The sequence below is a fragment of the Sphingobacterium mizutaii genome (assembly GCF_900187125.1).
In the GTDB taxonomy this organism is placed as follows: Bacteria; Bacteroidota; Bacteroidia; order Sphingobacteriales; family Sphingobacteriaceae; genus Sphingobacterium; species Sphingobacterium mizutaii.
In genome coordinates, this window is record NZ_LT906468.1 from 893,072 (window position 1) to 919,806 (window position 26,735).

A 26,735-nucleotide genomic window follows, 5' to 3' on the forward strand; every position below is an offset into this window, starting at 1 on the left:
TGGTCCATCCTCTCATCCCATCCATCCTGGTTCTCACCCAGATCATGGTCCATCCTCTCATCCTTAAAATCCTGGTTCAAATAATATTCCTTATCTTCGTTTTATGAAAATTAAAGTAGGTTTTGGCTTTGATGTCCATCAGATGAAGGCGGGACATCCTTTTGTTGTTGGTGGTGTTACCTTGGATCACCACGCTGGTGCTTTTGGGCATTCGGATGCGGATGTTTTGGCGCATGCGATCTGCGATGCGATCTTGGGGGCTGCGAATCTGGAAGATATCGGATACCATTTCCCAAATACGGATGATCGCTGGAAAGGTGCCAATAGCTTGGACCTGTTGAGACATTGCATCAAGTTGATTAAGGATAAGGGATTTGAGTTGGGCAATATTGATGGGATGCTATGTTTGGAGGCGCCAAAGATCAAACCTTATATTCCACAAATGAAAGCGAATATTGCGGAGGCTGCCGGAATTTCAGTGGAGGATGTTTCCATTAAAGCGACGACAAATGAACAGATGGGTTTTATCGGTAGAGAAGAAGGGGTGGTTGCCTATGCGGTTTGTTTGTTGGAGAAAACAAATTATTGATTAAATCGTCTAAAGTAATTGATGGCAATAATTGCTGCTGTCAAAGCTAAAAGACTTCCAAGATAAAAAGGAGCGCTCGGTAGGTATATCGGGCCATTTTTTTTCGTGAAATAAGAGAACAGGGATGTCATGAGTAAAGGTCCGATAATGGCCGTTAGACTTATAATACTGGCCAAACCGCCTTGTATCTGACCTTGTTCGTTGGCTGGGGTATGGTTGGAGATGGAACTTTGCATGGCTGGTCCTGCGATTCCGGCGAACACGTAAAAAATACTGGAGATAAAAAGGGCTAAGGTGCCACCAGCAAATCCAAAACCTAGCAAGGCGATGCAATTCAGCAATAGTCCAAAAATAATACTCTTCGGAATGCCGATCTTAGGGATAATGACCCGGATCAGTCCAGCCTGTACTATGGTGAGGAGCACGCCAATGATCCCCAAGGAGTAACCAACCATCCTTTCGTTCCATTGGAACTTTTCCATGGTAAAGTAAGACCAGGTACTTTGAACCGCATGGGCTGCAATATTGATCAAGAAAATACAGATGACCAAAGGCATGATCACGGGGTATTTTTTGATATGCCTAAAGCTACCAACCGGATTTGCATTGATCCATCTGAAATTCCTTCGGTGTTCTTTTGGTAAGGATTCAGGAACCACAAAATATCCGTAAAGGAAATTGAGAAAGGTAAGACCGGCAGCAGCAAAGAAAGGGTATCGAGGTCCGTAATGGCCTAAAATACCGCCGATGACTGGTCCGATGATAAAACCTAGGCCAAATGCTGCACCGAGCAAGCCGAAGTTTTGAGCTTTATTTTCTTTGGTAGAGACATCGGCAATATAAGCTGCGGCTACTGTATGGCTTGCACCTGTAATCCCTGCGACCAACCTGCCGACAAAGAGCCAAAAGATAGAAGGGGCAAAGCCTATCAGGAGGTAATTGATGGTAAATCCGAATAAGGAACAGAGCAGTACAGGTCTTCGGCCATAGTGGTCGCTTAAATTACCAAGAATGGCAGCGAAAAAGAACTGGGTAAAAGCATAGCAGAAGGTCAACCAACCACCATAAGAGGAAGCTTGGCTAAGGTCGCCGTGGATCAATTCCTTGATCAGGGCGGGCATTACAGGAATGATAATACCTAAACCGATGGAGTCTAAAACAACAGTTATAAATATAAAAAGTAACCCGGCTTGAGATTTTATTTTCGGCATAAGCTATTCCAATATACTGTTTTTTTTCTGCCCATAAAATGGATTAAATAAAGAATTTTGGCGCTTAGGCCACATTTTTTAGAACTATAAGAGTTAAGTTTTATTTACATCGGGAAAAATATGGTATTTTTGTTGTTGCCAAATGAGATTTGGCACACTTACTGTTTATAGGGAAATGGACTTAAAGTAGTAAGGATAAGTTCGTTGTTTCATTAAATTATCAAATGAAGAGAGAATCAAAAAGTAGTAAACTTACAGAAGAGGATGTAAAGCGATATACGGGGGTCTTTTGGAAGGTATTGTTGGGTTTGGTAGCTTTTGCATGTTTATTCCTCCTGAGTGTTAGAATTGGTATTTTTGGTAAGTTGCCTACCTTCAAGGATCTAGAAAATCCAAAAAGTAATTTAGCTTCAGAAATTTTGACCGATGACAATAGGGTCTTAGGGACCTATTTTGTCCATAACCGTTCCAACGTAAAATATACCGAGTTGGCTCCATCATTGGTTCATGCCTTGATCTCCACAGAAGACAAGCGTTTTTATGAACACTCTGGGATTGACTATTCACGTACCATGTCGACGGTATTATTGACCTTGGCTGGAAACAAACAAGGTGGTAGTACCATTACGCAGCAGTTGGCCCTAAATCTTTTCGCTGAAAAGAGGGAAAAGAATTCCTTGAAACGTATTATGCAAAAATTCCAAGAATGGATTACATCCGTTCGTTTGGAGCGTAATTATACCAAGGAAGAAATTGTCATGATGTATTTCAATACCGTAGATTTCGGTGCGTACAATACCTTTGGTATTAAATCAGCGGCAAGAACATTCTTTAATTCCACCCCAGAAAAATTAACACCCGATCAGTCTGCGTTATTGGTAGGGATGTTAAAGGGACCTGGTTATTATTCACCAGTCCGGTACCCAGAAAGAGCTATTGCCAGAAGAAATTTAGTCCTTCAGAACATGCGGGACCAGAACTTTATCACCAACGAGGAATTTGATAAATATAAAGCACAACCTTTGGGCTTGAAATTGACCATCTCCAACTATGGTGAAGGATTGGCACCTTATTTCCGTGCGGTATTAAAAGAAGAGATCAAGAAAGAATTCCAACGTTTGGCGATTACCAAACCTGATGGAACTCCATATGACCTAGACCGTGATGGATTGAAGATCTATACGCCGATCAACTATAAGATGCAGCAATATGCCGAAGAAGCTCAAAAAGAGTGGATGCGTCGTTTGCAGAATGAATTTGACAAGCAATGGAGAAGAAGAAATGCCTTTACTGGTAAGAATGCTAATCTATTGGTAACGGGTATGAAACGTTCAGACCGTTACAGAGTCTTGAAAGCAGAAGGTTTATCAGAAGATCAGATCAAGAAAGATTTTGAGAAGAAAGTTCCTATGAACCTGTTCACTTGGAAGGGTGCTGTTGATACGGTAATGTCTCCGATGGACTCAATCAAATATACCAAATTGTTCTTGCGTAATGCCATGGTATCGATGGAACCTCAAACAGGTTATATCCGTGCATGGGTAGGTGGGGTTGATTTTGAACATTTCAAATATGATCAGGTTAAATTAGGTACACGTCAGGTGGGTTCGACGGCGAAACCATTTGTTTATGCCTATGCTATTGATAATGGTTATGGACCATGTGTTTCAGTTCCGAATCATATGCGTACTTATGGTGATTGGACGCCAAGGGGAACTACCCAAGGAGGTGATCCTATTACTTTGAAAAATGCCATAAAATATTCTCAGAACTTTGCATCTGCCTATTTGATCAGTGAAGTTGGAGCAGCCAATGTGGCGGATCTGACTAAGCGTATGGGTGTAAACTCGAATATTCCGAGTAACCTATCCATCGCATTAGGGTCTTATGATGCCTCTTTGTTTGATATGGTTGGAGCATATTCTGCTTTTGTTAACCAAGGGACATGGGTGGAACCAACGATGATCTTGAGAATTGAAGATAAGAATGGTTCGCCAATCTATGAAAAGGCTCCTAAAGTATTGAAAGCCTTGAACAGTGAGACAGCTTACGCCATGGTGGATATGTTGAAAGGTGTAGTGGACGGTGGTACAGGTTCTCGTTTGAGATGGGACCCTAACTTTGGTGGATTGAAAAACCCAATCGGTGGTAAAACAGGTACAACAAACGATAACTCTGATGCTTGGTTTATCGGTATTACTCCAGAGCTGGTTACAGGAGTTTGGACCGGAGCGGAAGATCGTGGAATCAGCTTCAGTAGTATGCAATATGGACAGGGTGCCGCTGCGGCGATGCCAGTGTTTGGGCTGTATATGAACAAGGTGTATAAGGATAAAGACCTGAATTATTCGCAGGAAGATTTCCCGCAGCCTCCAAATGGGATCACCAGGTTCGAGATGAACTGTTCAAACTTCTCGCAATTCTATGGAAATGATCCTTCGAAGAGCGATTCACAAATAATGGAAGACGATAGGTTAGGATTTTAACCGTTTCTTTAATAAATTAGACCAGACCTTTATTCTTCAGAAATAAAGGTCTGTTTTTTTTTGCTACGATGGAATTTGACTATAAGAAAGAATTGACCAAGATTCCCCATAAACCTGGGGTTTACCAATATTTTGACAAGGATGATACGCTGATCTATGTGGGAAAGGCAAAGAACCTGCGGAATAGGGTCGGGTCTTATTTTGTCAATGAAAACCAGCTGAACAGCAAGACCCGTGTACTGGTCCGCAAAATCAGAAGGATTGCATTTACCATTGTTGACACCGAAATTGATGCTTGGTTATTAGAAAATAACCTGATTAAAAAGCACCAGCCTCGGTATAATGTCATGCTTAAGGATGACAAAACATACCCGTGGATCGTGATCAAAAATGAACCATTCCCGAGGATTTTCTGGACGAGGAAGTACATCAAAGATGGATCTAAATATTTTGGACCCTATGCCTCTGTTGGGATGATGCATATCATCTTGGATATGATCCGTGAGTTATTCCCACTGCGTACCTGTAATCTGAGCCTGACCCAAGAAAATATTTCAAAAGGCAAGTTTAAGGTCTGTTTGGAATATCAGTTAGGAAATTGCTTAGGTCCATGTGAGGGGTATCAATCTGAAGCAAGCTACGACGAGAATCTTTCTGATATCAAAGATATACTGAATGGGAAAATCGCTGTGGTAACCAATCGGATCAAGGAGCAGATGAATGAGGCCGTTCAACAAATGGATTTTGAGGCGGCGCATAAACTGAAGATCAAATTGGATAAGCTTTCCAATTATCAAAGTAAGTCCACTGTGGTTAGTTCTTCGATTACGAATGTTGACGTATTCAGTATTGCTTCGGAGGATAACTATGCCTTTGTGAATTTCTTGAAGGTAGTGAACGGAGTGGTAATCCAGACGCAGACAGTGGAATTGAAGAAACGATTGGATGAAACCAATGAAGAATTATTGGCCATAGCCATTCCACAGTTAAGATCCCGATTCAGGAGCCATTCCCGGGAGATCATTGTTCCTTTTGAACTGGATATTGAGAGTAATGAAGATATTAAGTTTCATGTTCCTAAACTAGGAGATAAGAAGAAGTTGCTGGAGCTATCGCAAAAGAATGTGGCTTACTTTAAGAAGGAGCGGCTTTTGCAATATGAGAAGCTGAATCCAGAGGTAAAGACGGACCGGATCTTGAAACAAATGCAAAAAGATTTACGTTTGCCTCAGTTGCCACAACATATTGAATGTTTTGATAACTCCAATATACAAGGGAACTATCCCGTGTCTGCTATTGTAGTTTTTAAGGATGCGAAACCTTCAAAAAAGGATTATAGGCATTTCAATGTGAAAACCGTTGAAGGACCGAATGATTTCGCGACCATGGAGGAAGCCGTTTTTAGGCGCTATAGAAGACTTTTGGATGAAGACCAGACATTGCCTCAGCTGATTATCATCGATGGTGGAAAAGGGCAATTAGGTGCTGCGCTAAAGAGTTTGAAGCTGTTGGGGATAGAGAAGCAGGTGACTGTCATTGGAATTGCAAAAAGGTTGGAAGAGCTCTATTATCCAGGAGATCAGTACCCATTATACTTAGATAAAAAATCGGAGACCCTAAAGATCATCCAACATCTGCGAGATGAGGCCCATCGATTTGGAATTACCTTCCATAGGAATCAGCGAAGCCGGAAAACATTTGTTTCAGAATTGGATAATATACCGGGAATTGGGAAAGTTACGGTTGAGAAGTTGTTGAAGACTTTTAAATCGGTTAAGAAAGTGCGGGAAGCCTCTGATGAAGAATTAAAAAAAGTGCTTAATCTAAAACAGATGCAAGCACTTAAGGAGTATTTTGCTGAAAAAAGTTAGATTCTTACATAAATCCTAATTCCAACTTAGCTTCTTCCGACATCATGTCTTTGGTCCAAGGTGGATCGAAAGTAAGTTCTACGACTGCTTCTTCGATACCTTCAATTGCGGCAACTTTTTCTTGGACTTCATCCATGATCTGTCCAGCGACTGGGCATGCAGGTGCCGTCAATGTCATGACGATTTTCGCTTTTTTATTTTCTTTGGTAATGATTTCATATATCAATCCAAGATCCAATATGTTAGCGGGTTTTAGTTCGGGGTCGTAAATTGTAGCGAGGGCTTCTTGAATTTGAGGAGCAAGGCCCAACCTATCCATAATGATTATATTCATGTCTTAATTTTTTGAATCAGCCAGTACCTCCGTATAGATCCTTTCAAGTTCTTCCATTACTATGGGTTGGCTGTATTTATCTAAATATTCTTTACGGCAGTTTTCTTTGATTTCCAGGATCTTCTCTTTGGGAAGTGAACTCCATTCTGCCAAGGTTTGAACCATATTGATATGGTTATGTGGGTCAAATAGTAACCCTGTATACAAAGGTACAACCATTTCATTTAAAATGCCAATACTACTGGCAATGACTGGAGTACCGAGCGCATAAGCTTCTAAGACTGCCAAAGGCATGGATTCATAGCAAACCGATGGAACGATGACGGCTGAGGCGGATGCAATTTGATTGCTCAGGGTCTGTTTGTCCTGAAAGCCCATAAATTGCATGTTTGGACTATGGCTACAAATCAATTCCACTTCTTTTTGCAGAGGTCCAGTTCCGTAGATTTTTATCTTGTGGTTGGTTGCTTTCCATGCGTGAAGTAAAGGTATAATGCCTTTCTCTTCTGATAAGCGACCTACATAGACAAAATAATCGGAGGGATATTCTTTGCTTACTTCTTCTACCTTCACAAAGTTTGGCTTGACGGAGAATCTATCCATAGGAACATTGAACTTAGATTTTGCGAAGATGGATTTGGAAAATTCGGATAGGACAATGTATCGATCAATGGCCTTGAAAGTTCCTCTTTTTCTGTGGATCCAATAAGTAAAAGCTGTCCAAAAGGTTTTGATGAAGGAGTTTTCTAATACTTTCTTCTTTACGGCATCCCAAGGGAAATCCTCATTGATGGAATTTAAGTAGATGTTTCCATCGTAAAATAAAGTTGCAGAGGGGCAGATCAACCTAAAATTATGCAAGGTCATGACCATTGGAATCTTCATTTTTTTGATGTGAAGGATAAACAATGGACCTAAAGCATAGTGCATATTGTGGATATGGATAAGATCAGGTTTGAAGGCATGGATCCGTTCCTTGATTTTTTTTACCTCTGGCCAATTGATAGGATAGAGAAGGTATTGTAGGTATCCTTTTAATCCTTTGACATTCCGAACCGTATACAGATCTACTTCATGGTTTTTGCGCAAAGCTTCCATTTCTTGACCCATAACAAAATCTTCGCCGCCTATATGTTGGTATTGATTGTGTATGATGAGTATGCGCATAAGTAGATCTCTAATAATTCCCTGCAATTTACATGTTAAAAGGCTAAAATCAAATCCTTAGGCTTCAGCTATTCCATCTCAAATTGTTATCTTCGTGCTAATTTTACAAGATTATGTTCGAACAGCATCCCTATGGTAAGTTGATTGCTGGATATATTCAAAATGCTGAGTTTCCAAAACAACCTGCCGACTTATATGATCCAATAGCTTATATCCTTTCTTTGGCTGGTAAACGCATCAGGCCGATGTTGGTCCTGATGGGAGCCAAGTTGTTTGGCAAGGATAATTTGGAGGAGGTTCTTCCTGCCAGTATTGCCATTGAGTATTTCCATAATTTCTCGTTGATCCATGATGATATTATGGATAGGGCACCATTGAGAAGGGGCAAGGCGACAGTTCACCAGAAATGGAACGATAATGTAGCCATCCTATCGGGAGATGCCTTGTTGGTAAAAGCCTACCAAGAATTGGGGAAAAGTCCGGCGGACCGGATTCCAAGTTTATTGCAAGTATTCAGTAAGATTGCCTTGGAGGTATGTGAAGGGCAGCAATTGGATATGGATTTCGAGAAGATGGCCGATGTTTCTGAGGATGATTACTTGAATATGATCCGTTTGAAAACCTCTGTTCTATTGGGTGGAGCCCTGCAGATGGGTGCAATATTGGCCCATGTCGATGAGCAACAGCAACAATTGATCTATGATTTTGGGGTTAACTTAGGGATAGCCTTTCAGCTTCAAGATGATTATCTTGATGTGTATGGCGATCCAAAGACCTTTGGTAAGCAGGTGGGTGGAGATATTTTATGCAATAAAAAGACCTATTTAAGGATTAAAACCGAGCATTTGATTGATTCCTCTGCCAAGGTGGAGTTTGAAGAATTGATCAATTCGCAGGATATAAAAGATACAGAGAAAGTCAGCCGTATGAAAAATCTATATGCGCAATTTAATGTCGATCGACATGCGGAAGAAATTAAGTTGCGGTTTATGGAACTGGCTTACAATAAATTGGAAGAAATTGCCGTTCCTGAATCGCAGAAGGTGGAATTGAAGAATCTTGCCGATACTTTAATGCACCGTACACGCTAATTATGAAAATTGCCAAGATTTTTATAATTTGGTAAAAACAGTTAAAGAATCTATAGAGCTAAGGACATTAATGGAGCCACTAAAAATCACCATATTTCAAGCATACCTTTTTTGGGAGAATGTCGATAAGAACCTTCAAAATTTAGGTTTGAGGTTATCTTCATTGCGTGAGAAAACGGATTTGATTATTTTGCCAGAGATGTTCAATACCGGCTTTACCACAAATGTGGAGAAATGTGCAGAGACCATGAATGGAAAAACCATGCATTGGTTGTACGAGACGGCGAAGAAATTTGAATGTGTAGTTGCTGGATCTTTAATCATTGAGGAAGACAGTAAATATTACAATCGATTTGTGTGGATGTCTCCTGATGGCAGCTTTGTACATTATGATAAGAGGCATCTATTTTCAATGGCAGGGGAGGATAAAGTCTTCACTGCGGGGCAATCGCGAATTATTTTCCAGCTGAAAGGTTGGAAGATCTGTCCGATGATCTGTTATGACCTGAGGTTCCCGACTTGGTCGAGGAATCAGAATGGGGTCTATGACCTGATAGTCTACACCTCAAGTTGGCCAGACAAGCGTTCGTCGCATTGGCGGGCATTGATTCCTGCACGCGCTATTGAAAATCAAGCTTTTGTAATCGGTGTGAACCGAGTAGGACATGACGGGAAAGAAGTATATTATTCAGGTGGGTCGATGTGTATATCGCCAAATGGGGATGTAGTTTACTATAAACCAGAAGATGAAGACCTGTATACCTTTACCTTAAACCCTAAAGATTTGGAGGAAAGCAGAGAACAATTTCCTTTCCTGAAAGACCAAGACCAATTTAAATTCTTGTAGTTCGATTAGAGCCAATAAGAATTAGGCCATTTTGAAAACAATTTATTTCTGATTCTAGGGAATCAAGAGGGAGTTATCAATCCTTATAGGGTCTTTCTAAGACTGCTTGTTGGATGATGGCTTGACGTAAGTTAAAGTGTTGAGGATCTAAATCTTCTACTTCCATTGGTTTTCGTTCAGATTTCAATTTCTCTTCTTTGAGTCTTTTTTCAGCAGCCAATCTTTTCTGTTCTATCTTTCTTTGCCTTAGGATTTCCACTTCATCATAGGTAGGGATGTCGCTGTAAGTTTCAGGCGGTGCGGGTTTATTAAACACCACCGATTTTGGAGCTGGTTTAGTGGGCTGTTGTGGGGCTGGGTCTGGATTAGTTTTTTGAAATGGATTTTGGTTTGGAAGCTTCTTTTTAAGCTGCTCCAATCTTTTTTTAGCTTTTTCTTGCTCTTCTTGGTAGCCTTGGTAAATCTTGTAGATTACACTGCCGATAACGATAAGAATGATTAAAATAGGATTATCCATATCTATAAAAATAGCTAAATTTTTCATTGAAATTATTTAACATAGATAAATAATTTGCATTTATAGCAATTAATCATTTAATTGCATCAACAACTTTATTACCAAATTAACCTGACATGATGACAAATGAGACTTATTATGCCAATGAATTCTATTCATTCTTAACGGGGAGAGTTTCTACAGCAATTGGGAGACGATTGCAACGGAACTTTAAGGATAGTGGACTTCATATTACAGCAGAGCAATGGAGCGTTCTTTATTTCCTATGGGAATCAGAAGGATTGAGCCAACAAGAGATTGCCAAGCTGACTTTTCGCGACAAGCCAAGTGTATCGCGATTAATTTCAAACCTAGAAAAACAGAAGCTATTGGTCCGAGTGAGCAGTTCTGGGGATAAGCGAGCGAACCAGATTTATCTAACGGCGCAAGGCCACAAAATCAAAGATAAGTGTATGCAACAAGCAGAAAAAACTATCTCTGAGGCTATGGCAGGCGTTGATAGAAATTCTATGCAACAAGCCCAACAACTCTTAGAGATAGTTTTTAATAACTTGAAGTAAAACTGGCTTAGTCAAATACTTCCGGAGCGAAATCGCTGCGGTTGTTCACCAATTTACCGGTATTTTTAAAGTATATATCCTGGAAGCTTAGGGTGTTCTGGCTATCAACCTTACGGAAGAATTTGTCAGCATTTACCTCGTCGAGGCTATTGAAACCACAGGCTTCCATGATTTCTACGGTAGCACGTAAAGTGTTACGGTGGAATTGTGCAACACGCACGTATTTATCTTCTACATCCAATCCTTTGTATAGGTGTGGCTGTTGCGTTGCAACACCAACTGGACATACGTCTTCGTTACATTTTAAGGCTTGGATACATCCTAATGCGAACATCATTCCACGTGCGCTATAACAAGCATCTGCACCTAATGCAATCACTTTTAAGATATCAAATCCTGTAACGATTCTACTTGAAACGATGATCTTGATATGTTTCTTCAAGCCGAAGTTGATCAAGGTCGTTGTTACGAATGCCAAAGCATCGTATAGCGGCATACCCAAGTTGTCGGTGAATTCCAAAGGAGCAGCACCTGTACCGCCTTCTGAACCATCTATAGAGATGAAGTCCGGCATGATCTGGGTTTCCTGCATCGCTTGGCAGATTTCAATGAATTCTTGTTTATCACCGATACAAAGTTTGAAACCAACAGGCTTGTAATCGGAAAGCTCACGAAGCTTTTGGATAAAGTTCATCATCTCAACAGGAGTTTTGAATGAACTGTGTGCTGGAGGAGACATGACGTCTGTACCTGGAACTACGTGACGGATTGCAGCAACTTCAGGAGTGTTCTTAGCGGCAGGAAGGATACCTCCATGACCAGGCTTAGCACCTTGTGAAAGTTTCAATTCGATCATTTTCACATAAGGGCGTGTAGATTTTTCACGGAAAAGGTTTGGTTCAAAATAACCATTCTCGTCCCTACAGCCGAAATAACCAGTACCTACTTGCCAAATCAAGTCGCCGCCATTGATATGGTATTGGGAAATACCACCTTCACCGGTATTGTGGGCAAAATTTTGCAAAGCTGCACCTTTATTTAAAGCGGTGATCGCCGTACGGCTCAATGCACCGTAACTCATTGCTGAGATATTGAATACACTTAAGCTGTAAGGTTGTTTACACGCTGCGTTTCCTACGGTTGTACGTAGGTTGTGATCTTCGATATGAACAGGGAAGATACTGTGCGCTGCCCATTCGTTACCTACTGCCTGCGGATCGCTCTGCATACCGAAAGCCACGGTTTCGCGTTGGTTTTTCGCACGTTGATAAACGATGGAACGTTGACGTCTGTTGAAGGGTCTACCATCGGTATCAGACTCCCAGAAGTATTGTCTTAATTCTGGACGGATAGATTCCAAGAAGTAACGGAAGTATCCAACAACGGGATAGTTTCTTAGGATCGCATGTTTCGTTTGGAAACTGTGATATAATGCAATGACTAAGAGCGGGAATGGAATCAGTAATAACCAAAACCATTTTGGAGTAAAGATGACACCAAAAGAGATAATTATTAGGTTTACTAAAATAATGATCCCTAGGATGAGTTTTCTTACCTGCATGATGAAATTATTATGCTAAACTTATTATAATTTATTACCACAGTCTAGGTTCCGCCATAAATGTGCCATAAACGGAACGAGAACCCTATAACCGGTTATTTGCATGCAAAATTAGCAAGTTCAGAGGGTATTATGAAAAAATTAGTAAGAAGTTTAAAGATTTATTGAATTGTTAATTTTCTGAATTATTCTCTCTTGTTTTAACAATAAGGTCCGATATTTTTTGGTAAATAAGTTGCCAATCAGGATGGGGACTAAGAAAGTTGAAATGCGTCAACATAGTTGTTTTGTCATTTCTTGCTGCGGGTCCTGTCTGAACCTGCTTAGGTTCGTGATTTTGCACTTTTTCTGCCGTTGCTTGTATGATCGGACGGATCAGATCAAAGGGTAGATTATGCTCTTTCAGCAGATCGAAAGAAAGTTGAAAAAGCGCGTTGCTAAAGTTGTTTGCGAAAACTGCAGAAACATGTAATGCCAATCGCTGTTGGGTATTGCAGTTGAAAATATGATCTGATATCTGAGCGGCCAATTGGGTAAGGACTTGGGCTGAACCTTCCTTGTTGGCTTCAATTCCAAATGGTGTATGGCTAAGGTCTAAGGCTTTCTGCTTGGAAAAACTTTGGACTGGGTAAATAACCCCATGGTTTTTGAACGGATTAAGGACTGCAAGACCAGTGGCTCCTGAGCAATGTGCCACGATGCCTACTAGGTCTTTAGGAAGTGCTTGTACGAGTTCAGTGATCGCAGAATCGGAAACCGCTAATAAATATAGATCGGCGTTTGGGTCCAAATGGGAGAGGTTGTCTATCGCTTGAGCGGATAAAACATTAGCCAATGCACTGGCATTGGCTAATGTTCTACTGTATACTTGAGCAACACGATGTCCTGCATCAGTGAATGCTTTCCCAAGGTGGGTTGCAATATTTCCACTGCCGATGAGGACGATATTCATTATGCTGCTTGTTTAGCTTCTTTGATTTTATTGTCTTTTACGCGACGATAGATCGCCATTCCGAAACCAATGGTCATCACGATGGTACCACACCAGAAGAAGTTGATATAAGGGAATTTGATAGCCTTGAATACCACCCATTTCTTTTCAGGAAGAGGTTTTTGGTAAGCCATCAATTCCAATTTGTTCTTCTCCGGCATAATCTTCGTGAATCTGAATCTTAGGCCTTGTTCAGGGACATCTTTATAGAAGTCGAAGGTATTGCCACCTTTGATCAAAAAGATGGGTTCTACAGGGAATTCCTTGCCATCTGAGGCAACGACTTTGATTTTTAATCCGACAAGGATATCATCGTCTGCCTTAGGCATATTTTCCAATTTAGCATCTTTGTTGATGCCTTGGATTACATAGAAACCATTTCTATAGCGTAAGGTATCACCCACATTAACCTCATAGGTTGCAGGCTCTTCATAGTCTTCAAAACCGGCATTTCCTTCTTGAGCATCTTGCTCAGCAGGTTTCTGCGAATCAGAAGCTGCAGCGGTAATAACAGTGTAGATATCATGGGTCAGGAAATGTTTTGTTCCTGGCGTACCGATCAATCCACCCATTTGCGGGTTGTTTTGTGCAAAAGGTTTTAAGACAAAGGAGTTTTTGATGTTACCGGATTCTTCGTCAATTTCATCGTATTTGATTTTGTAAAAGACGTTCGGTTTGGCGACAGAGTCACCAATGTAAGTGATCTTGTATTTTCCCATATCCACAGGTTCACCTTCTGTTAGGAATAGGTTGTCACCTGGTTTTTCAACTTGGTCAAATCCGGCTACGGCGATGTAGTTACTGCTGTTTACTGAAACAACTTCATTGGTTGCCGCTGCGATCAATGCGCCGATCAATAGGAGTCCGAAACCAATATGGGATACAGCAGATCCAGCCAGGCGCCATTTACCTTTGAATGAATCACCCAGTACCCTTAAGTTCACCAAGATTGCGAACACCGAAGTGAAGGTGATCAGGATGAACATAATGTTGGTGTAAATATTGGTGAAGTAAACGATAGCTGCTGAAATGATCAATGCGAAGATAAAAGAAGCTAATGTAGCTGCCCAAAATTTCTTGCTATCTGTACGTTTATATTTTAAGAATTGCGTAAATGCAGTCAAAAGCATGACAACAACCGCAAATGCGCCTTGCCATTTGTTGTAGTGAGGAATTGGATCTACCGGAGGGGCAACCTTGGTTCCAAACAAGGCATTGAACACCGGAATGGATGTTGTTGCAATCATCTGAACACATGCTACGGTTAGTACCAATGCTCCAATGAATAACCAGAATTCGCGTGAATATATTTCTTCTTCTTTCTTGGTGCTAGGCATTTCTTTCCTTCTAGCAACCAACAGCACGACCATAATGATCAAGAAAATAACGTTGAAGATGATAAGCTGTCCTGACATCCCTAAACTGGTGAAGGAGTGCACAGAGGTTTCACCTAAGATACCACTTCGGGTTAGGTATGAAGCATAAATAACTAGGACGAAGCTGATCATCGCCAAGAATACAGCAGTGAAGTAAGCATGTCCCGTGTTTTTGTAAGCGACCATAACGTGAACGGCAGCAATCAAAGTCAACCAAGGAATGATCGATACGTTTTCTACAGGGTCCCATGCCCAGAAGCCACCAAAGTTCAGTGCTTCATAAGCCCAGAAAGAACCCATGATAATACCTGCTCCTAGGATCATTACAGCGAATAATGCCCAAGTTAATCCCGGGTTGATCCATTCTTTATAGCGTTTTTGCCAAAGTCCAGCTGCTGCGTAAGCAAACGGAACGATCATGGATGCAAAGCCTAAGAATAGTGTAGGAGGGTGGATAACCATCCAGTAGTTCTGTAATAATGGATTTAAGCCTCTACCATCCTTGATCATGCTCAGGTAATTCGGATCTTTTAAGATTGGCCAGTTCATGGCATCTCTAAGCAAGATAAATGGTGAACTACCAATACGAGAACCAAAGACCTCAACGCCTAATAGCATGGAAGCCAAGAAAAGTTGACATAGCATGACAAAGGTCATCACTGGGCTTTCCCAGCTTTTCGCTTTGAAAACAAGGATAGATCCCATTACCACTTGCCAGAACATCCATAGCCAGAAGCTTCCTTCTTGTCCTTCCCAGAATGATGAAATGATATAATGGGTAGGCAGGGTCATCGACGAATGCGCGTAGGCATAGTGATATACGAAAAGGTGATTGTAGATGATATAAAATAGGGTGGCACCAATTACTACGATTGACACGGCATTTAGCCAAAAGCCAATACGCCCTAATTGTTTCCAAGATTTTTCTTCAGGGTATTTGGTTGCAAAGAAATAGGAAATGAAGGATAATAATGCTGCTCCAAAAGAAAGGACCACGAAAAACTGTCCAATTTGACCTGGAAGTAGATTTTCTCCAACGTAATTTACGTCCATAGAATATTGAGGTATTGAATTGTTAATTGACTGATGCTGTTGTCGGAGTAGATGATGTTTCTATCACCTCCATTTGATCCTGATTGTATTTCGAAGGACATTTCATCAAAATCTTGCTGGCATGGAAAACATTACCTTCCATTTTACCGGTCAAAACAATTTGTTCAGAACGCTCGATATCCTGAGGTTTAGAACCATTGAATACTACTTGACACTCTGTACTGTCATTGTCAAACATGTAAAAAGAGAAATGATTTGCATCCTTCACAGGATCATAATGCAGATCTTTTTGTTTATTCAAGACACCTACTACATAGATCTCTGTCTTCTTTTCCCTCGCCTCAGTAAATGTTGAATATGTACTAGAATCGGTATAGATCACAAGTATCATCGCAATAGCTATCGCTATAATTACAATTAAAATGATCGAACTTTTCTTCATCTCTATATGAATATAATATTAACCAAATGCAAAATTACGAAATAGTAGTGCAAGGAATGAATTTAGCAATGAAATTGAGTTATTTAGAATGGTTCTATTTAAATAGGTTTAATATTTGTAAAATGTTTGGTATTAATAAGTTATGAGTGGGTTGAAAGTGATTTGTTCACGATTTTCAGGAAAATACATTTTCAGGCTTTTGTAATAAAAGTGATTCAAATAAGAAAGCTCAGTCAAAATATTGTTTTTGAATGAGCTTTCGTGTTTCTTAAATACTCTTATTTATTAAGCTTCAGCCTGTTCCGGATTAAATTTTTCTCCTGAGAATCTGGTCACTAGCATGGCCGCGACCGTATCACCAGTTGCATTCAGTACGGTGGCTAAGGGGTCTACCAAAGCTCCGATAATCAAAATAGATGGTACAGCTTCATTTGGTATTCCGTAGATGGAGATCATCAGCATTTCGCCGATAAAGCCACCGTTAGGAATCCCTCCTGCTACCATAGAAACTAAGACGGTGATGCCTACGGCAGTGATCAGGGTAGTAGGTTCGAAGAAATTCCAACCTAAGATGGAGAAGGCTACATAGATCTTGAGGATGGAGGAAATGGCTGATCCGTTTTTGTATAGGGTATTCCCTAGAGGAACCACGATACTGGATATTTCTTTGGGAATTCCAATTCTATTGGAGGCTATTAGGTTGGCTGGCAAGGTTGCCAAGCTGCTACAGGTACTGATGGCTGTTAATGATGGTGAAATATTATGTTTCCAATATGATTTTACCCCTGAGGAGCCTTTGGCAATAAATGCGTAAAGGCTAAAAAATACAATGAAAAACACGACACCAAAGCCATAATAGAATCCTAATGGCTTAGCATAGAAACCAAAAAGTTCAGGGCCTAAGGTCTTTACCTGATAGGCGAAATAAGCTCCTAAACCGACAGGTCCCGCTTTCATCACCAAGATCAAAAGGTTTTCCATGACCTTGTTTCCGGCATTTAGGAAGGCTGTGAATTGTTTTCCCATTTCGCCAGATTTGCGGGTGGCAGTTCCAACCAATAAGGCAAAGATGACAAAGGCTAGGATATTCTTTCTGGAAAGTAAGTTGGCAAACTCATCAACACTTAAAAAGCGGACTATCCGGTCTCCCCAAGTTTCATCAGCATTAGTGGAAAGGGCTTCGTTGACTGCCGAGCCATCTGAAATGGCAGTGACAGGGAATGCCCAAAGGCCTGCAATAGTCGCTATGGCAGCGATGATGATCGTTCCGATAAATACGGCAGTCATCACCCCAATGGTTTTGCCAAGTTTGTTACTGTCCTCGATATTAGCAATGGAGGATGATATGGCGAAAAATAGAAGGGGAATGACGGAAACGAAGAGTAAGTTTAAGAAAATATCACCTACAGGTTTTAGGATATCAACTGCCTGAGGGAAGAATATTCCGATTAGACTACCAATAGTAATACCTATTAGAAGTAAGATGATACTTCCGTAATTTTTTAGGATTTCTTTCATTTAAGTAATTTGCTCAAGCTAAAATAGTTGTTTTTATTTTAGATTTGCCAAAAATATATAATGGAATTCGTTAAAACAGCAGATGGGTCAAAAACTTTGTACCATGAAGAGGTAGGAGAGCATTACCATTCTAAACATGGTGCTCATCAAGAAAGTGTGCATGTGTTTTTGAATACTGGATTACGGTATTGGTTGGAGAAGGAGGCAAGTAATTCTGCATCTGTTTTGGAGATTGGGTTCGGCACTGGTTTGAATTTCTTGATGACCGCAGATTATTGCCAAGAGCATCAGATTTCCCTTAATTATGTAGGGATTGAGGCCTTTCCTTTGAGCCAAGAATTGATTCAGCAATCTGAATATGGACAGTATGTTTCAGACCTTGTTTGGGAAAGTTTTATTGAAAAATATCCAAAATCCATCGATTCAAAATTCAATCTTTTCGAGTCAATAAAGTTCGAAGTTGCTCATCAGAAAGTGATGGACTTCCAAAGTGACGAACTTTTTGATGTTATCTATTTTGACGCCTTTGCGGAGATTCACCAACCAGAAATGTGGACTCCAGAGACTTTAGCTCATGTCTGCCAGTTCCTTAAATCGGGTGGAGTTTTTGTGACTTATGCAATTACCGGGAATTTAAAACGCGCTATGAAAGCTCTAGGCTTTAGTATTGAAAAAGCGCCGGGTGCTCCCGGAAAACGTGAAATGTTGAGAGCAACCAAGCTATAGTATTTCTTAATTTTTATTGATCCTGCCTAAAGGCCTACGGTTCTGTCCTTCTGACTTAGTGAGGTTATCTCCTAAGTCCCTACGAGCTTCGTCGGCAATTTCAAGCAGTTTTTCCAATACTTCAGGATTCTGTTCGATGACATTGTATCTTTCTCCAGGATCGCGACGAAGGTCGTAGAGTTCCATGGTTTTTACTTCATGTTCTTTGTAGTTTCCCCCAAAGCCATCATTTCCAGGAAGGATTCCCTCATAAGATCTGGATTTGTGTGGTAAAACTAGTTTCCAGTTCTCAAAACGCACAGCCTCTAGGTCATTTTGGTTGTAATAATAGTACATGGACTTTCTTGAAGCTGCTGATTTAGGATCCTTAATCTGGGATAAAAAGCTAATGCCATCAATTTGATTAGGATGATCTTTATAGTCAATTAATTCTGCCACCGTAGCGAAAATATCCATGCTGCTGGTCAGGTTATTGTTGATTCGGCCTTCTTTGATCTTATCTGGCCAATAGATAATGCAAGGTACACGCTGTCCGCCCTCCCAACTGGCTCCTTTGCCTTCTCTAAAGCCACCTGAAGATCCATTATGGTTCCCAAAGTTAAGCCAGGGCCCATTATCACTTGTGAAAATGACGATGGTATTATCGCTCAATCCATTCGATTTCAAGGCTAGAAAGATCTGTCCCATGGAATCATCGATCTCGTGCATGACATCGCCGAATAAACCTTGCTCCGAAGTCCCACGGAATTTCTTTGAAGCTGCGATAGGCACATGGGTCATGCTATGAGCTAAATACAAAAAGAATGGTTTGTTCTTGTTGGCATTGATGAAATCAACAGCCTTTTCGGTATAGTTTTCTGTTAATACTGCTTGATCTTCCAAGTTGTTTATTTTCATTACCGTATCTGGGAGATTCTGCCCGGCTTTTACCTCCAATAAAGGCAAAACAGGGTATTTTGCAACATAACTGTCTGGTTTGGCTGGTTTGCCATCGAATCCTACTGGCCACATATCGTTGGAGTAGGGGATTCCATAATAGCTGTCAAAGCCTTGCTTGGTTGGAAGAAATTCAGGTTCACTTCCAAGGTGCCATTTGCCGATGATTTGAGTACTATATCCTTTGCTCTTCAACATTTCTGCCATTGTGATCTCATCAGGATTTAATCCTACCCCAGCAGAGGGCATGAATGCACCACTGATTCCCATCCGATTGGGATAATTCCCTGTTAATAGGGCTGACCTGGATGCTGAACATACTGCCTGAGGAACAAGGAAGTTGGTGAAACGGATCCCATTGTTTGCCATCCTATCCAATACAGGTGTGTGATAGCCTAAAGCTCCAGTAACTCCAAGATCACCATAACCTAGGTCATCCATAAAGACGAGGATAATATTGGGTTTGTTCAGATTCTTCTGTGCAAAGGCAGTATTAAAGAGGATATTCAATAAAAGCAGTAATGGAATTCGATAGATCATAGGGGTTAGGTCTTTTAACTAATATAAGCAAAAAAAAGGTCGCTGAGATAAATCCCAGCGACCTTTTTTCGTGTTAAATTTTCTTAGTGTCCTTCGTTACCATCAGCACCGTGAGCATGTCCATGAGATAATTCTTCAGGAGTAGCCTCACGAGTATCTAAGATTTCGATATCGAAGTTTAATTTTTTTCCAGCCATTGGGTGGTTCAAGTCAGCAACAACTGCTTCTGGAGTTACTTCTACAACAACCGCACGGAATTGGTTTCCTTGGTTGTCTTGTAAAGGAAGAACTTCACCAACTGGAGGAAGTCCAGTTTCTTTGAACATATCAGCAGGTAATTGTGCAATAGCACGATCATCGCGTTCGCCATAAGCATCAACTGCCTCTAACTCGAAAGATTTTTTGTCACCAGCACCTAAACCAGCGATGTTTTCTTCGAATTTTGGAAGCATCATGCCTACACCATATAAAAATGTTAAAGGATTCTCAGTCGTTGTTTGCTCTACAAATGTTTTTTCACCGTTATCTTCAATTGTGTGAAGAACGTAATTCAATGTTACTACATTGTTGTTTTCTACTGCCATTCTGATTAGATTGTGGGAATCTATCCCTGTTTATTATTTATTAATTCTATAATATTCTCAATTGACGTTTGTGGAAGGCTGCAGGTTTTCTTCTGACAAAGGTATGCTCTGGCATCCACTGTGTTTTTATGCTCTAACAAAGGAAGACTGCTTTTTGTTCCCCCTAATGTGATTTTGTTGGGGACATAGTATTGATCTAATTCCTTACGCCAAGCCTGTCCTTCATCTCCTGTGATTGCAATTTCCCAAACTCCAAAATGAAGTTCTAAAAGTTGGATTGCCCAATTTGAATAGGCCGAACCATAAGATTTAATATGTGGAAAAACATTAGCAAAAACTCGATCTGCAATTTCCGTGTACCTACTATTATCAAATAATACGCCGAGTTTAAACAAAGAACGCACTATTGTGGATGAGGATGCCGGAATTACATTGTCCATAATCTCACTTTTTCTCGCAATCAAAACCTCCGCATCCGAGCTACTGTAATAAAATATAGCCTCTTGATCGTCAAAAAACTGGGATATTGCTATTTCTAGGTAGGATTTTGCTTTCTCAAGCCATTTTTCTTCAAAGGTTGCTTCATACAAAGCGATATAGGATTCAATGGTAAAAGCATAATCATCAAGAAATCCTAAAATAGTTCTATTGTGGTCTGACGGTTGATGTAGAAGTCTGCCATTTTGGCAACAATGCTCCTCAATAAAGTTTGCAATGCCTTCTGCTAAATCCAAGAAATGGGCATTGCCAAAGGTTCTGTAGGCATCAACCAATCCCTTCAAGAATAAGGCATTCCAAGTTGTCAATTGCTTGTGGTCTAAACCCGGTCTAACTCTTTTGCTTCTATATTCTAGGAGTTTTGCTTTTATTTCTTTCAAATGTTCATGCCATTCCTCCTCGCTATATCCTGCTTCGTTAATGAGCTCCTGGTCTTCAGGAGTTACGAAGGGGATATTGATTTGTTCTTCGGTCCAATTCCCACTCTTTTTGATGTTGAAATAGTTCCTAGCGAGTTCTGCATCATCACCTAATACATCGAACTCTCCATAGTCAAAGGTATAGAATTTACCTTCCACGCCTTCAGAATCGGCATCCAAAGCAGAATAGAATCCACCATTGGGGTCCAACATTTCTCGTTCAGCCCAAGCAATGGTTTCTTCAACGATGTTTTTATATAAAATATGGGGTCTATTTTGATAAGCCTCACTGTAAAGACTCAATAATTGCCCATTATCATAAAGCATTTTTTCAAAATGGGGGACATGCCATTTACCATCGACAGAATACCGGGCAAATCCGCCGCCAATCTGATCATAAATGCCGCCATTCGCCATTTTCTCCAAGGTGAAATGGACATGGTCTACAACCGCCTGATCATGGTTGAGATACCCATAACGCAAGAAAAAGATCCAGTTATTTGGAAGTGGAAATTTCGGAGCTCGTGTATAACCTCCATTTTTACCATCAAATTGCTCCTTCCATGGATCAACCACTTGAAGGATATCATTTAAAGAATATAGCTCAGGAATAGTTTGGATAGGAAGTTTTTCTGCTTGTATAATGCCTTGGGTAAGCCGTTCTGCATAATCAATGGCAACCTCCGGTTTTTCTTCCCACATTTGGGCAATTTGTAACAGAACCTGTTGCCAATCATTTGGCTTAAAATAAGTGCCGCCATAGATTGGCCTTCCATCTGGCAGGCAGATGCAATTCAATGGCCAACCACCTGAGTTTGTCATCAATTGAACAGCTATCATATAGATCTGATCAATGTCAGGACGCTCTTCACGGTCCACTTTAATGCAAACAAAAAACTTATTCATGGTTTGCGCGACAGCCTCATTTTCAAAGCTCTCACGTTCCATCACGTGACACCAGTGGCAAGCAGAATAGCCAATACTTACTATGATTAGCTTATTCTCTTCTTTCGCCTTATTTAATGCTTCTTCACCCCATGGAAACCAATGAACTGGATTGTGCTCATGTTGTTTTAAATACGGGGAACTTTCACCTTGTAGTTTGTTTGCCATAACATACGAAGGTAAAAACTATTATTTTAATAATCCTATTAGGTTGGCAGTACCTCCTCCAAGCATTTCAAAGGTTAGATCGCCTTCAAGTTGTAAAATTGATACATTCGAGGTCGCCAGTTCAATCTCTGAATGGCTCAAATAGTTGGTCAGATTAGAAAGTCCGGGATTATGTCCGAATATTAATAGCGTATCATACTCATTAGGAACAGTATTGATGACTTTTAAGATATCCATAAAATGTGCTTCATAAATATCCCTAGTCTGATGGATGGATTCTTTAGGATAGCCTAGCACTTCACAAAATAATTCTGCTGTTTGGATGGCACGGTTAGCCGATGAGGAAGTCACGAGCGTCTTTTCATCAATTTTCAGTGATTCCTTTAATTTCTGAGCAATCCTTTCCGCTCTTTCTCTGCCCTTTTTCTGTAGGTCTCTATAAAAATCATCTTTTGAAAAAGAATGTTCTTCAGCTTTGGCGTGCCTGATAAGATATAATGTTTTCATGTTCTGAATACCTAGTTAAAACTCCAAGATAAAGAAATATTAATTAATTAATCGTTCTGAAATTGTTAAGGAATGTATCATCCCTTTAACCACTAATTTATCCCTAAGTGTAACATTCTTGTAATGACTTTCGTTAATATTTTAAAGAAGTTCAAAGAAAAGACACTATGAAAAACGATATACCTAGCCTTTCTGATTGCTCTTTAATAGTTGGATTAAGAAATAATTTAGCCTATACCCAAGCTTTTTATAAAGCAATTCGAGAACAATATCCTGCAGTAGAAATTGTGATGGTGAGCTATGGAAGTACAGATGGAACCCATGAATGGCTAGAAGGGTTAAATGACCCTCATGTGAAATTTCATTATGAAAATGTATCCAAATCATTATCTGAAACTTATAATAAAGGAGTCGAACTTGCTAGCTCCAAGCTGGTGACTTATGTTCATAACGACATGATCCTTGGAGAGGGCTTTATAGAAGCTTTAATAGAAGCTTGGGAACCCGGATCGGTTACCTTTTATTCCCTAGTAGAACCTCCAATATTCACCGATGATTCTTTTGATTGGAAAACTGTGATGGACTTTGGTGATAATCTTGAAAATTTTAAGCAAGAGGAATTTTCTGAATATGTTAGAAATCAAAAAATAAGTGCAAAAAAACCATTTGTTACAGAAGATCATTCCTTCTTCCTCTGTGTAGAACGATCTTGGTTATTGGAAATGGGCGGCTTAGATGAAACCTTCAGCCCGATGTTCTGTGAGGATTTAGATCTAATAATGAGGTTTTCAATTCAAGATGCGAGTTTAATTCAAGTCCCAGGTGCCATTGCGTATCATTTTGTGAGTAAGACCTCCAGATTTTCTCAGGAATACAAAGAAGAAAGCAAAAAAATTGATCAACTGGCAATAAACAACTTTTATAGGAAATGGCGATTTCATCCTTTTGCTAAGTTTAGGAAGGCCTATGATGTAGTGGCGGTCGTGGAAAATGCAACAACAGATGGTGTTTTTAAAATTGAACCATTTGTCCATAAAATATACATCGATTCCTCCGTTGAAGATTATATTTCTAAATACCAAAAAACCACTAAAATTAATCTTAGGAATAGGGTTTTTTCAATAAATCAAATGGCTTACCATGATGTAGTGATTTACTTGGATCAAGAAAAAATGAAAGAAGATGATTTTAAGCAAATACAAAGGCTTTCTGATATTATTTCCAAAAATCAAGTCAAGAATGGAAATCCTTTAAAACGATTGTTTAAAGATTATAGAAAAATTAGTATAGGTAATATTGCTGGTAAGATAAATAAATTTCGTTCTTTTGAAGATAAGTTTTCGGCAATTGCCATTAATTACTAAATATATCTTCTCAGAATGAGTGTTTTAACTTATGTTTTCAATAAGCGTCCTTCCATTACTTATGCTATTACAGTATGTAATGAACATAAAGAATTAAAAAAACTATTGTCACATTTAATTTCCAAGATCAGGCCCAAAGATGAGATAGTAGTCCTTCAGGATGTTACAATTCCAAATCCTAAGGTGTCTGAAGTATTAAATGATTACTCCCAAGATATCATTGTTAAAGAAGCAAAGCTCAATTCTGATTTCTCAAACTTTAAAAATCAATTGATTTCCTTGGCTTCCTGCGAATATCTATTTCAGATTGATGCCGATGAAATGTTGCCAGATTCGCTTATTGCGAAGTTGCCAGGTTATCTGGAGTTGAAGTCTAAATACGATTGCTTTAATGTTCCAAGGATCAACACTGTGGAAGGAATTACAGAGGAGCATCTCAAAAAATGGAACTGGAAATTAAATGAAGATGGATATATTAACTACCCAGACTGGCAGGCTAGGATAATAAAGCTCAAAACCGATTATCCAATTAATTGGCGCAATAAAGTTCATGAGGTTTTGACCGGTTATAAAAAAATGGGACGGTTAAAAGGTAATGGTTATGAATTTGCAATTATCCATCAAAAAGAAATAAAGAAACAAGAATTGCAGAACGAATTTTACGATAATCACTTTTAATTAAAATCTTTATACCAAAAAAGCCACTTGAAATAAATCAAGTGGCTTTTTTGTTTGCTTATCTTAGGACTTCACGATTCCGAAATCAGTCCATGTTTTCTTCTGATTTATGGTTTCCTCTAGTATGAGGTCATTTTTTGCAAGATTATCTTTATTGTTTTCCTTGTGATAGAGATGATATGCAACGGCAGCAAATTTTAAAAATCGCTTCTTGATTCCACTATTCATCAACCTAAAAGCCATCTCAGAATCTTCTGATCCCCATCCTTGTATGCTTTCATTATATCCATTAACCTTAATTAGGTCTCTTTTCCAAAAAGACATATTGCAACCCCTTAAGATCTTAGGTTGATTTTTTTTATACCTGTCAGCCAAAAACCTGGAAAGAAAACCAGATCGCATGCTATTCAGAATAAAAGATAACGGGAATTTACTTCTATCAACTTTTATGGTTCCTTTTTGTTCCAACAATTCCTTGCTTTGTTCTTGGTCTACCCAAACTCTACTTCCACATAAAAAGGCATTCGGTTCAATTAAGGATAGATGGTCTGAAATAAAATGAGGATCCAATAAAATGTCACCATCTATTTGAATTATATATTCAGATTGTGCGGCTTCAATCGCTTTATTTCTGATCACGCTCAAACGAAACCCTTCGTCCGGATGCCAGATATGATGAATGGGAACTTTAGAAATGGACTTTAACCTTTCTACGGCCTGTTTTGTAGCTTCTCCAGAACCGTCATCTGCAATTAAAATCTCATCGGGCAATCTATCTTGGGCTAATATGGTTTGCACACATCTTTCCAGCGCCTCTGGCCAATTATATGTAGAAATCATTATGGCAACTGTATTCGGTCTTTGCGATAAATCACTCATTCTAATTGTTTAAATATTTGTCTATTCCACTATCAACCCAAGTGATATTATCTTTTTGAGTCTGTTCCATGATTTCCTTATTTCGCGCTTCTTGATTGTTGTTTTTTTTCTCTGGATGATAAAGGTGGTACACAATTGCAGCAAATTTAATGACTGATTTTTTTACCCCATTATTCATCATCCGTAAAGTTAAATCACTATCCTCATGACCCCAACCTTCATAAGCCTCATTATAGCCATTCACAGCAAAGATATCCTTTCGCCAAAAAGACATGTTGGCACCTCTAGCATAATAAACAGGAAAAGAATTTTTATATCTGTTCAAAAGGAAATTTGACAAAAGAGGGAATCTAATGCCATTTTCTATCCTTTTATTTCCTCCACCGAGTAATTTGGGATGAACATTGTTTTCTTCGATTAACTTCTTGGAATATTCATCACTCAACATCACACGACTACCTTGTAATAGATAATTAGGACGAGCAGCTTTTAAGTGATCTCGAATAAAATCTTTATGCAGAAAAACATCGCCATCGATTTGAATGAGATATTCATATGCTGCGACAGAAAAGCATTGATTTAGGATCATCGATTTTCTAAAACCCTGATCCTCTTGCCATAAATGTTTAATGGGAATAGGAAAGCTGCTTCGAATGGATTCAATTAATTCTTTTGTTTCATTCGTAGAACCATCGTCAGCAATAATTACTTCCTTTGGAAGGATGCTCTGCTCTAGGATACTTTTTAAGCATAGATTCAGTGCCCCTGGCCAATTATAGGTAGCAACAATAAGCGAACAGTCCTTTATCTTCATAAATTCTTTAGCAAATAATATTTCAATTATATATATTCTTGTCTAATTGTTAAAATATATTTT

At 39.5% G+C, this 26,735-nt stretch carries 24 protein-coding genes; 9 read left to right on the top strand and 15 right to left on the bottom strand.

From position 1 onward, the window contains the following. Positions 1-103: 103 nt before the first annotated feature. Positions 104-589 (top strand): 2-C-methyl-D-erythritol 2,4-cyclodiphosphate synthase, encoded by a 486-nt coding sequence (gene ispF, locus CKW03_RS03845; RefSeq protein WP_093098616.1) that lies wholly within the window; start codon positions 104-106, stop codon positions 587-589. Here ispF and CKW03_RS03850 read toward each other — a convergent pair. Further along, positions 583-1,800: a TCR/Tet family MFS transporter gene (locus CKW03_RS03850; RefSeq protein WP_093098618.1), complete on the bottom strand. Its 1,218-nt coding sequence runs from the start codon at positions 1,798-1,800 to the stop codon at positions 583-585. The two genes, ispF and CKW03_RS03850, sit on opposite strands and share 7 nt — an antisense overlap. A 224-nt stretch (positions 1,801-2,024) precedes the next feature. On the opposite strand from CKW03_RS03850, the gene CKW03_RS03855 reads away from it, so the two are divergent. Together CKW03_RS03855 and uvrC are read left to right on the top strand one after the other, a co-directional pair. Beyond that, positions 2,025-4,286: a penicillin-binding protein 1A gene (locus CKW03_RS03855; RefSeq protein WP_093098619.1), complete on the top strand. Its 2,262-nt coding sequence runs from the start codon at positions 2,025-2,027 to the stop codon at positions 4,284-4,286. 68 nt (positions 4,287-4,354) lie between these two features. Further along, a complete protein-coding gene (gene uvrC, locus CKW03_RS03860) occupies positions 4,355-6,157 on the top strand; it encodes an excinuclease ABC subunit UvrC (RefSeq protein ID WP_093098621.1) in 1,803 nt (600 codons plus the stop codon). Positions 6,158-6,161: 4 nt separating this feature from the next. Here uvrC and CKW03_RS03865 read toward each other — a convergent pair whose 3' ends face one another. Then, positions 6,162-6,491 (bottom strand): iron-sulfur cluster assembly protein, encoded by a 330-nt coding sequence (locus CKW03_RS03865; RefSeq protein WP_093098622.1) that lies wholly within the window; start codon positions 6,489-6,491, stop codon positions 6,162-6,164. A 3-nt stretch (positions 6,492-6,494) separates the two neighbouring features. Further along, on the bottom strand, positions 6,495-7,658 hold the full coding sequence (locus CKW03_RS03870; protein WP_093098624.1) for a glycosyltransferase family 4 protein: 1,164 nt from the start codon (positions 7,656-7,658) through the stop codon (positions 6,495-6,497). A gap of 113 nt (positions 7,659-7,771) precedes the next feature. On the opposite strand from CKW03_RS03870, the gene CKW03_RS03875 reads away from it, so the two are divergent. Beyond that, positions 7,772-8,749: a polyprenyl synthetase family protein gene (locus CKW03_RS03875; RefSeq protein WP_093098625.1), complete on the top strand. Its 978-nt coding sequence runs from the start codon at positions 7,772-7,774 to the stop codon at positions 8,747-8,749. Positions 8,750-8,819: 70 nt separating this feature from the next. After that, a complete protein-coding gene (locus CKW03_RS03880) occupies positions 8,820-9,596 on the top strand; it encodes an amidohydrolase (RefSeq protein ID WP_093098627.1) in 777 nt (258 codons plus the stop codon). A gap of 76 nt (positions 9,597-9,672) precedes the next feature. Here the strand turns inward: CKW03_RS03880 and CKW03_RS03885 are convergent, their stop codons facing one another. Further along, on the bottom strand, positions 9,673-10,140 hold the full coding sequence (locus tag CKW03_RS03885) for a hypothetical protein (RefSeq protein ID WP_093098628.1): 468 nt from the start codon (positions 10,138-10,140) through the stop codon (positions 9,673-9,675). Positions 10,141-10,229: 89 nt separating this feature from the next. On the opposite strand from CKW03_RS03885, the gene CKW03_RS03890 reads away from it, so the two are divergent. Further along, positions 10,230-10,673 (top strand): MarR family winged helix-turn-helix transcriptional regulator, encoded by a 444-nt coding sequence (locus tag CKW03_RS03890; RefSeq protein WP_093098630.1) that lies wholly within the window; start codon positions 10,230-10,232, stop codon positions 10,671-10,673. A 7-nt stretch (positions 10,674-10,680) separates the two neighbouring features. Here CKW03_RS03890 and CKW03_RS03895 read toward each other — a convergent pair whose 3' ends face one another. The 5 genes from CKW03_RS03895 to CKW03_RS03915 all read right to left on the bottom strand — a co-directional run bounded on the left by CKW03_RS03895 (position 10,681) and on the right by CKW03_RS03915 (position 17,614). Beyond that, the gene (locus CKW03_RS03895) at positions 10,681-12,234 is read right to left on the bottom strand and encodes an FMN-binding glutamate synthase family protein (protein ID WP_093098631.1); all 1,554 of its coding nucleotides are present in this window, start codon (positions 12,232-12,234) and stop codon (positions 10,681-10,683) included. A 172-nt stretch (positions 12,235-12,406) separates the two neighbouring features. Then, entirely contained in the window at positions 12,407-13,186 is a 780-nt protein-coding gene (locus tag CKW03_RS03900; RefSeq protein ID WP_093098633.1) for a Rossmann-like and DUF2520 domain-containing protein, read from the bottom strand. Continuing rightward, the gene (locus CKW03_RS03905) at positions 13,186-15,654 is read right to left on the bottom strand and encodes a heme lyase CcmF/NrfE family subunit (protein WP_093098634.1); all 2,469 of its coding nucleotides are present in this window, start codon (positions 15,652-15,654) and stop codon (positions 13,186-13,188) included. Before CKW03_RS03905 ends, CKW03_RS03900 begins: the two co-directional genes overlap by 1 nt. Positions 15,655-15,676: 22 nt before the next feature. Next, complete coding sequence (locus tag CKW03_RS03910; RefSeq protein ID WP_093098636.1) at positions 15,677-16,096, bottom strand: cytochrome c maturation protein CcmE domain-containing protein; 420 nt, start codon at positions 16,094-16,096, stop codon at positions 15,677-15,679. Positions 16,097-16,381: 285 nt separating this feature from the next. Continuing rightward, positions 16,382-17,614 (bottom strand): dicarboxylate/amino acid:cation symporter, encoded by a 1,233-nt coding sequence (locus tag CKW03_RS03915; RefSeq protein WP_093098637.1) that lies wholly within the window; start codon positions 17,612-17,614, stop codon positions 16,382-16,384. A gap of 60 nt (positions 17,615-17,674) precedes the next feature. On the opposite strand from CKW03_RS03915, the gene mnmC2 reads away from it, so the two are divergent. Next, a complete protein-coding gene (gene mnmC2 / locus CKW03_RS03920) occupies positions 17,675-18,340 on the top strand; it encodes a tRNA (5-methylaminomethyl-2-thiouridine)(34)-methyltransferase MnmC2 (protein ID WP_093098639.1) in 666 nt (221 codons plus the stop codon). A 6-nt stretch (positions 18,341-18,346) separates the two neighbouring features. Here mnmC2 and CKW03_RS03925 read toward each other — a convergent pair whose 3' ends face one another. The 4 genes from CKW03_RS03925 to CKW03_RS03940 form a co-directional block, all read right to left on the bottom strand. Further along, positions 18,347-19,816, bottom strand: a complete 1,470-nt coding sequence (locus tag CKW03_RS03925) for a sulfatase family protein (RefSeq protein WP_093098640.1) — start codon at positions 19,814-19,816, stop codon at positions 18,347-18,349. An 83-nt stretch (positions 19,817-19,899) separates the two neighbouring features. Continuing rightward, positions 19,900-20,400: an FKBP-type peptidyl-prolyl cis-trans isomerase gene (locus CKW03_RS03930; RefSeq protein WP_093098642.1), complete on the bottom strand. Its 501-nt coding sequence runs from the start codon at positions 20,398-20,400 to the stop codon at positions 19,900-19,902. A gap of 20 nt (positions 20,401-20,420) precedes the next feature. Continuing rightward, positions 20,421-22,430, bottom strand: coding sequence for a thioredoxin domain-containing protein (locus tag CKW03_RS03935; RefSeq protein WP_093098643.1), 2,010 nt, complete (start codon positions 22,428-22,430; stop codon positions 20,421-20,423). Positions 22,431-22,451: 21 nt separating this feature from the next. Then, positions 22,452-22,937: a SixA phosphatase family protein gene (locus CKW03_RS03940; protein ID WP_093098645.1), complete on the bottom strand. Its 486-nt coding sequence runs from the start codon at positions 22,935-22,937 to the stop codon at positions 22,452-22,454. A gap of 167 nt (positions 22,938-23,104) precedes the next feature. Here CKW03_RS03940 and CKW03_RS03945 point away from each other — a divergent pair, with 167 nt between their 5' ends. Both CKW03_RS03945 and CKW03_RS03950 read left to right on the top strand, forming a co-directional pair. Continuing rightward, the gene (locus CKW03_RS03945) at positions 23,105-24,301 is read left to right on the top strand and encodes a glycosyltransferase family 2 protein (protein WP_093098646.1); all 1,197 of its coding nucleotides are present in this window, start codon (positions 23,105-23,107) and stop codon (positions 24,299-24,301) included. 15 nt (positions 24,302-24,316) lie between these two features. Continuing rightward, positions 24,317-24,979, top strand: coding sequence for a glycosyltransferase family 2 protein (locus CKW03_RS03950; protein WP_093098648.1), 663 nt, complete (start codon positions 24,317-24,319; stop codon positions 24,977-24,979). Between the two features lie 63 nt (positions 24,980-25,042). On the opposite strand, the gene CKW03_RS03955 is transcribed toward CKW03_RS03950, so the two are convergent. Continuing rightward, positions 25,043-25,858, bottom strand: coding sequence for a glycosyltransferase family 2 protein (locus CKW03_RS03955; protein ID WP_093098649.1), 816 nt, complete (start codon positions 25,856-25,858; stop codon positions 25,043-25,045). Between the two features lies 1 nt (position 25,859). Continuing rightward, positions 25,860-26,672: a glycosyltransferase family 2 protein gene (locus tag CKW03_RS03960; RefSeq protein WP_093098651.1), complete on the bottom strand. Its 813-nt coding sequence runs from the start codon at positions 26,670-26,672 to the stop codon at positions 25,860-25,862. Positions 26,673-26,735 lie beyond the last annotated feature (63 nt).

What these genes read in the sequence shown, in the direction of transcription:
- ispF (WP_093098616.1), top strand. Translation starts at nt 104, where the DNA reads ATGAAAATTAAAGTAGGTTTTGGCTTTGATGTCCATCAGATGAAGGCG.
- CKW03_RS03850 (WP_093098618.1), bottom strand. Translation starts at nt 1,800, where the DNA reads ATGCCGAAAATAAAATCTCAAGCCGGGTTACTTTTTATATTTATAACT.
- CKW03_RS03855 (WP_093098619.1), top strand. Translation starts at nt 2,025, where the DNA reads ATGAAGAGAGAATCAAAAAGTAGTAAACTTACAGAAGAGGATGTAAAG.
- uvrC (WP_093098621.1), top strand. Translation starts at nt 4,355, where the DNA reads ATGGAATTTGACTATAAGAAAGAATTGACCAAGATTCCCCATAAACCT.
- CKW03_RS03865 (WP_093098622.1), bottom strand. Translation starts at nt 6,491, where the DNA reads ATGAATATAATCATTATGGATAGGTTGGGCCTTGCTCCTCAAATTCAA.
- CKW03_RS03870 (WP_093098624.1), bottom strand. Translation starts at nt 7,658, where the DNA reads ATGCGCATACTCATCATACACAATCAATACCAACATATAGGCGGCGAA.
- CKW03_RS03875 (WP_093098625.1), top strand. Translation starts at nt 7,772, where the DNA reads ATGTTCGAACAGCATCCCTATGGTAAGTTGATTGCTGGATATATTCAA.
- CKW03_RS03880 (WP_093098627.1), top strand. Translation starts at nt 8,820, where the DNA reads ATGGAGCCACTAAAAATCACCATATTTCAAGCATACCTTTTTTGGGAG.
- CKW03_RS03885 (WP_093098628.1), bottom strand. Translation starts at nt 10,140, where the DNA reads ATGAAAAATTTAGCTATTTTTATAGATATGGATAATCCTATTTTAATC.
- CKW03_RS03890 (WP_093098630.1), top strand. Translation starts at nt 10,230, where the DNA reads ATGATGACAAATGAGACTTATTATGCCAATGAATTCTATTCATTCTTA.
- CKW03_RS03895 (WP_093098631.1), bottom strand. Translation starts at nt 12,234, where the DNA reads ATGCAGGTAAGAAAACTCATCCTAGGGATCATTATTTTAGTAAACCTA.
- CKW03_RS03900 (WP_093098633.1), bottom strand. Translation starts at nt 13,186, where the DNA reads ATGAATATCGTCCTCATCGGCAGTGGAAATATTGCAACCCACCTTGGG.
- CKW03_RS03905 (WP_093098634.1), bottom strand. Translation starts at nt 15,654, where the DNA reads ATGGACGTAAATTACGTTGGAGAAAATCTACTTCCAGGTCAAATTGGA.
- CKW03_RS03910 (WP_093098636.1), bottom strand. Translation starts at nt 16,096, where the DNA reads ATGAAGAAAAGTTCGATCATTTTAATTGTAATTATAGCGATAGCTATT.
- CKW03_RS03915 (WP_093098637.1), bottom strand. Translation starts at nt 17,614, where the DNA reads ATGAAAGAAATCCTAAAAAATTACGGAAGTATCATCTTACTTCTAATA.
- mnmC2 (WP_093098639.1), top strand. Translation starts at nt 17,675, where the DNA reads ATGGAATTCGTTAAAACAGCAGATGGGTCAAAAACTTTGTACCATGAA.
- CKW03_RS03925 (WP_093098640.1), bottom strand. Translation starts at nt 19,816, where the DNA reads ATGATCTATCGAATTCCATTACTGCTTTTATTGAATATCCTCTTTAAT.
- CKW03_RS03930 (WP_093098642.1), bottom strand. Translation starts at nt 20,400, where the DNA reads ATGGCAGTAGAAAACAACAATGTAGTAACATTGAATTACGTTCTTCAC.
- CKW03_RS03935 (WP_093098643.1), bottom strand. Translation starts at nt 22,430, where the DNA reads ATGGCAAACAAACTACAAGGTGAAAGTTCCCCGTATTTAAAACAACAT.
- CKW03_RS03940 (WP_093098645.1), bottom strand. Translation starts at nt 22,937, where the DNA reads ATGAAAACATTATATCTTATCAGGCACGCCAAAGCTGAAGAACATTCT.
- CKW03_RS03945 (WP_093098646.1), top strand. Translation starts at nt 23,105, where the DNA reads ATGAAAAACGATATACCTAGCCTTTCTGATTGCTCTTTAATAGTTGGA.
- CKW03_RS03950 (WP_093098648.1), top strand. Translation starts at nt 24,317, where the DNA reads ATGAGTGTTTTAACTTATGTTTTCAATAAGCGTCCTTCCATTACTTAT.
- CKW03_RS03955 (WP_093098649.1), bottom strand. Translation starts at nt 25,858, where the DNA reads ATGAGTGATTTATCGCAAAGACCGAATACAGTTGCCATAATGATTTCT.
- CKW03_RS03960 (WP_093098651.1), bottom strand. Translation starts at nt 26,672, where the DNA reads ATGAAGATAAAGGACTGTTCGCTTATTGTTGCTACCTATAATTGGCCA.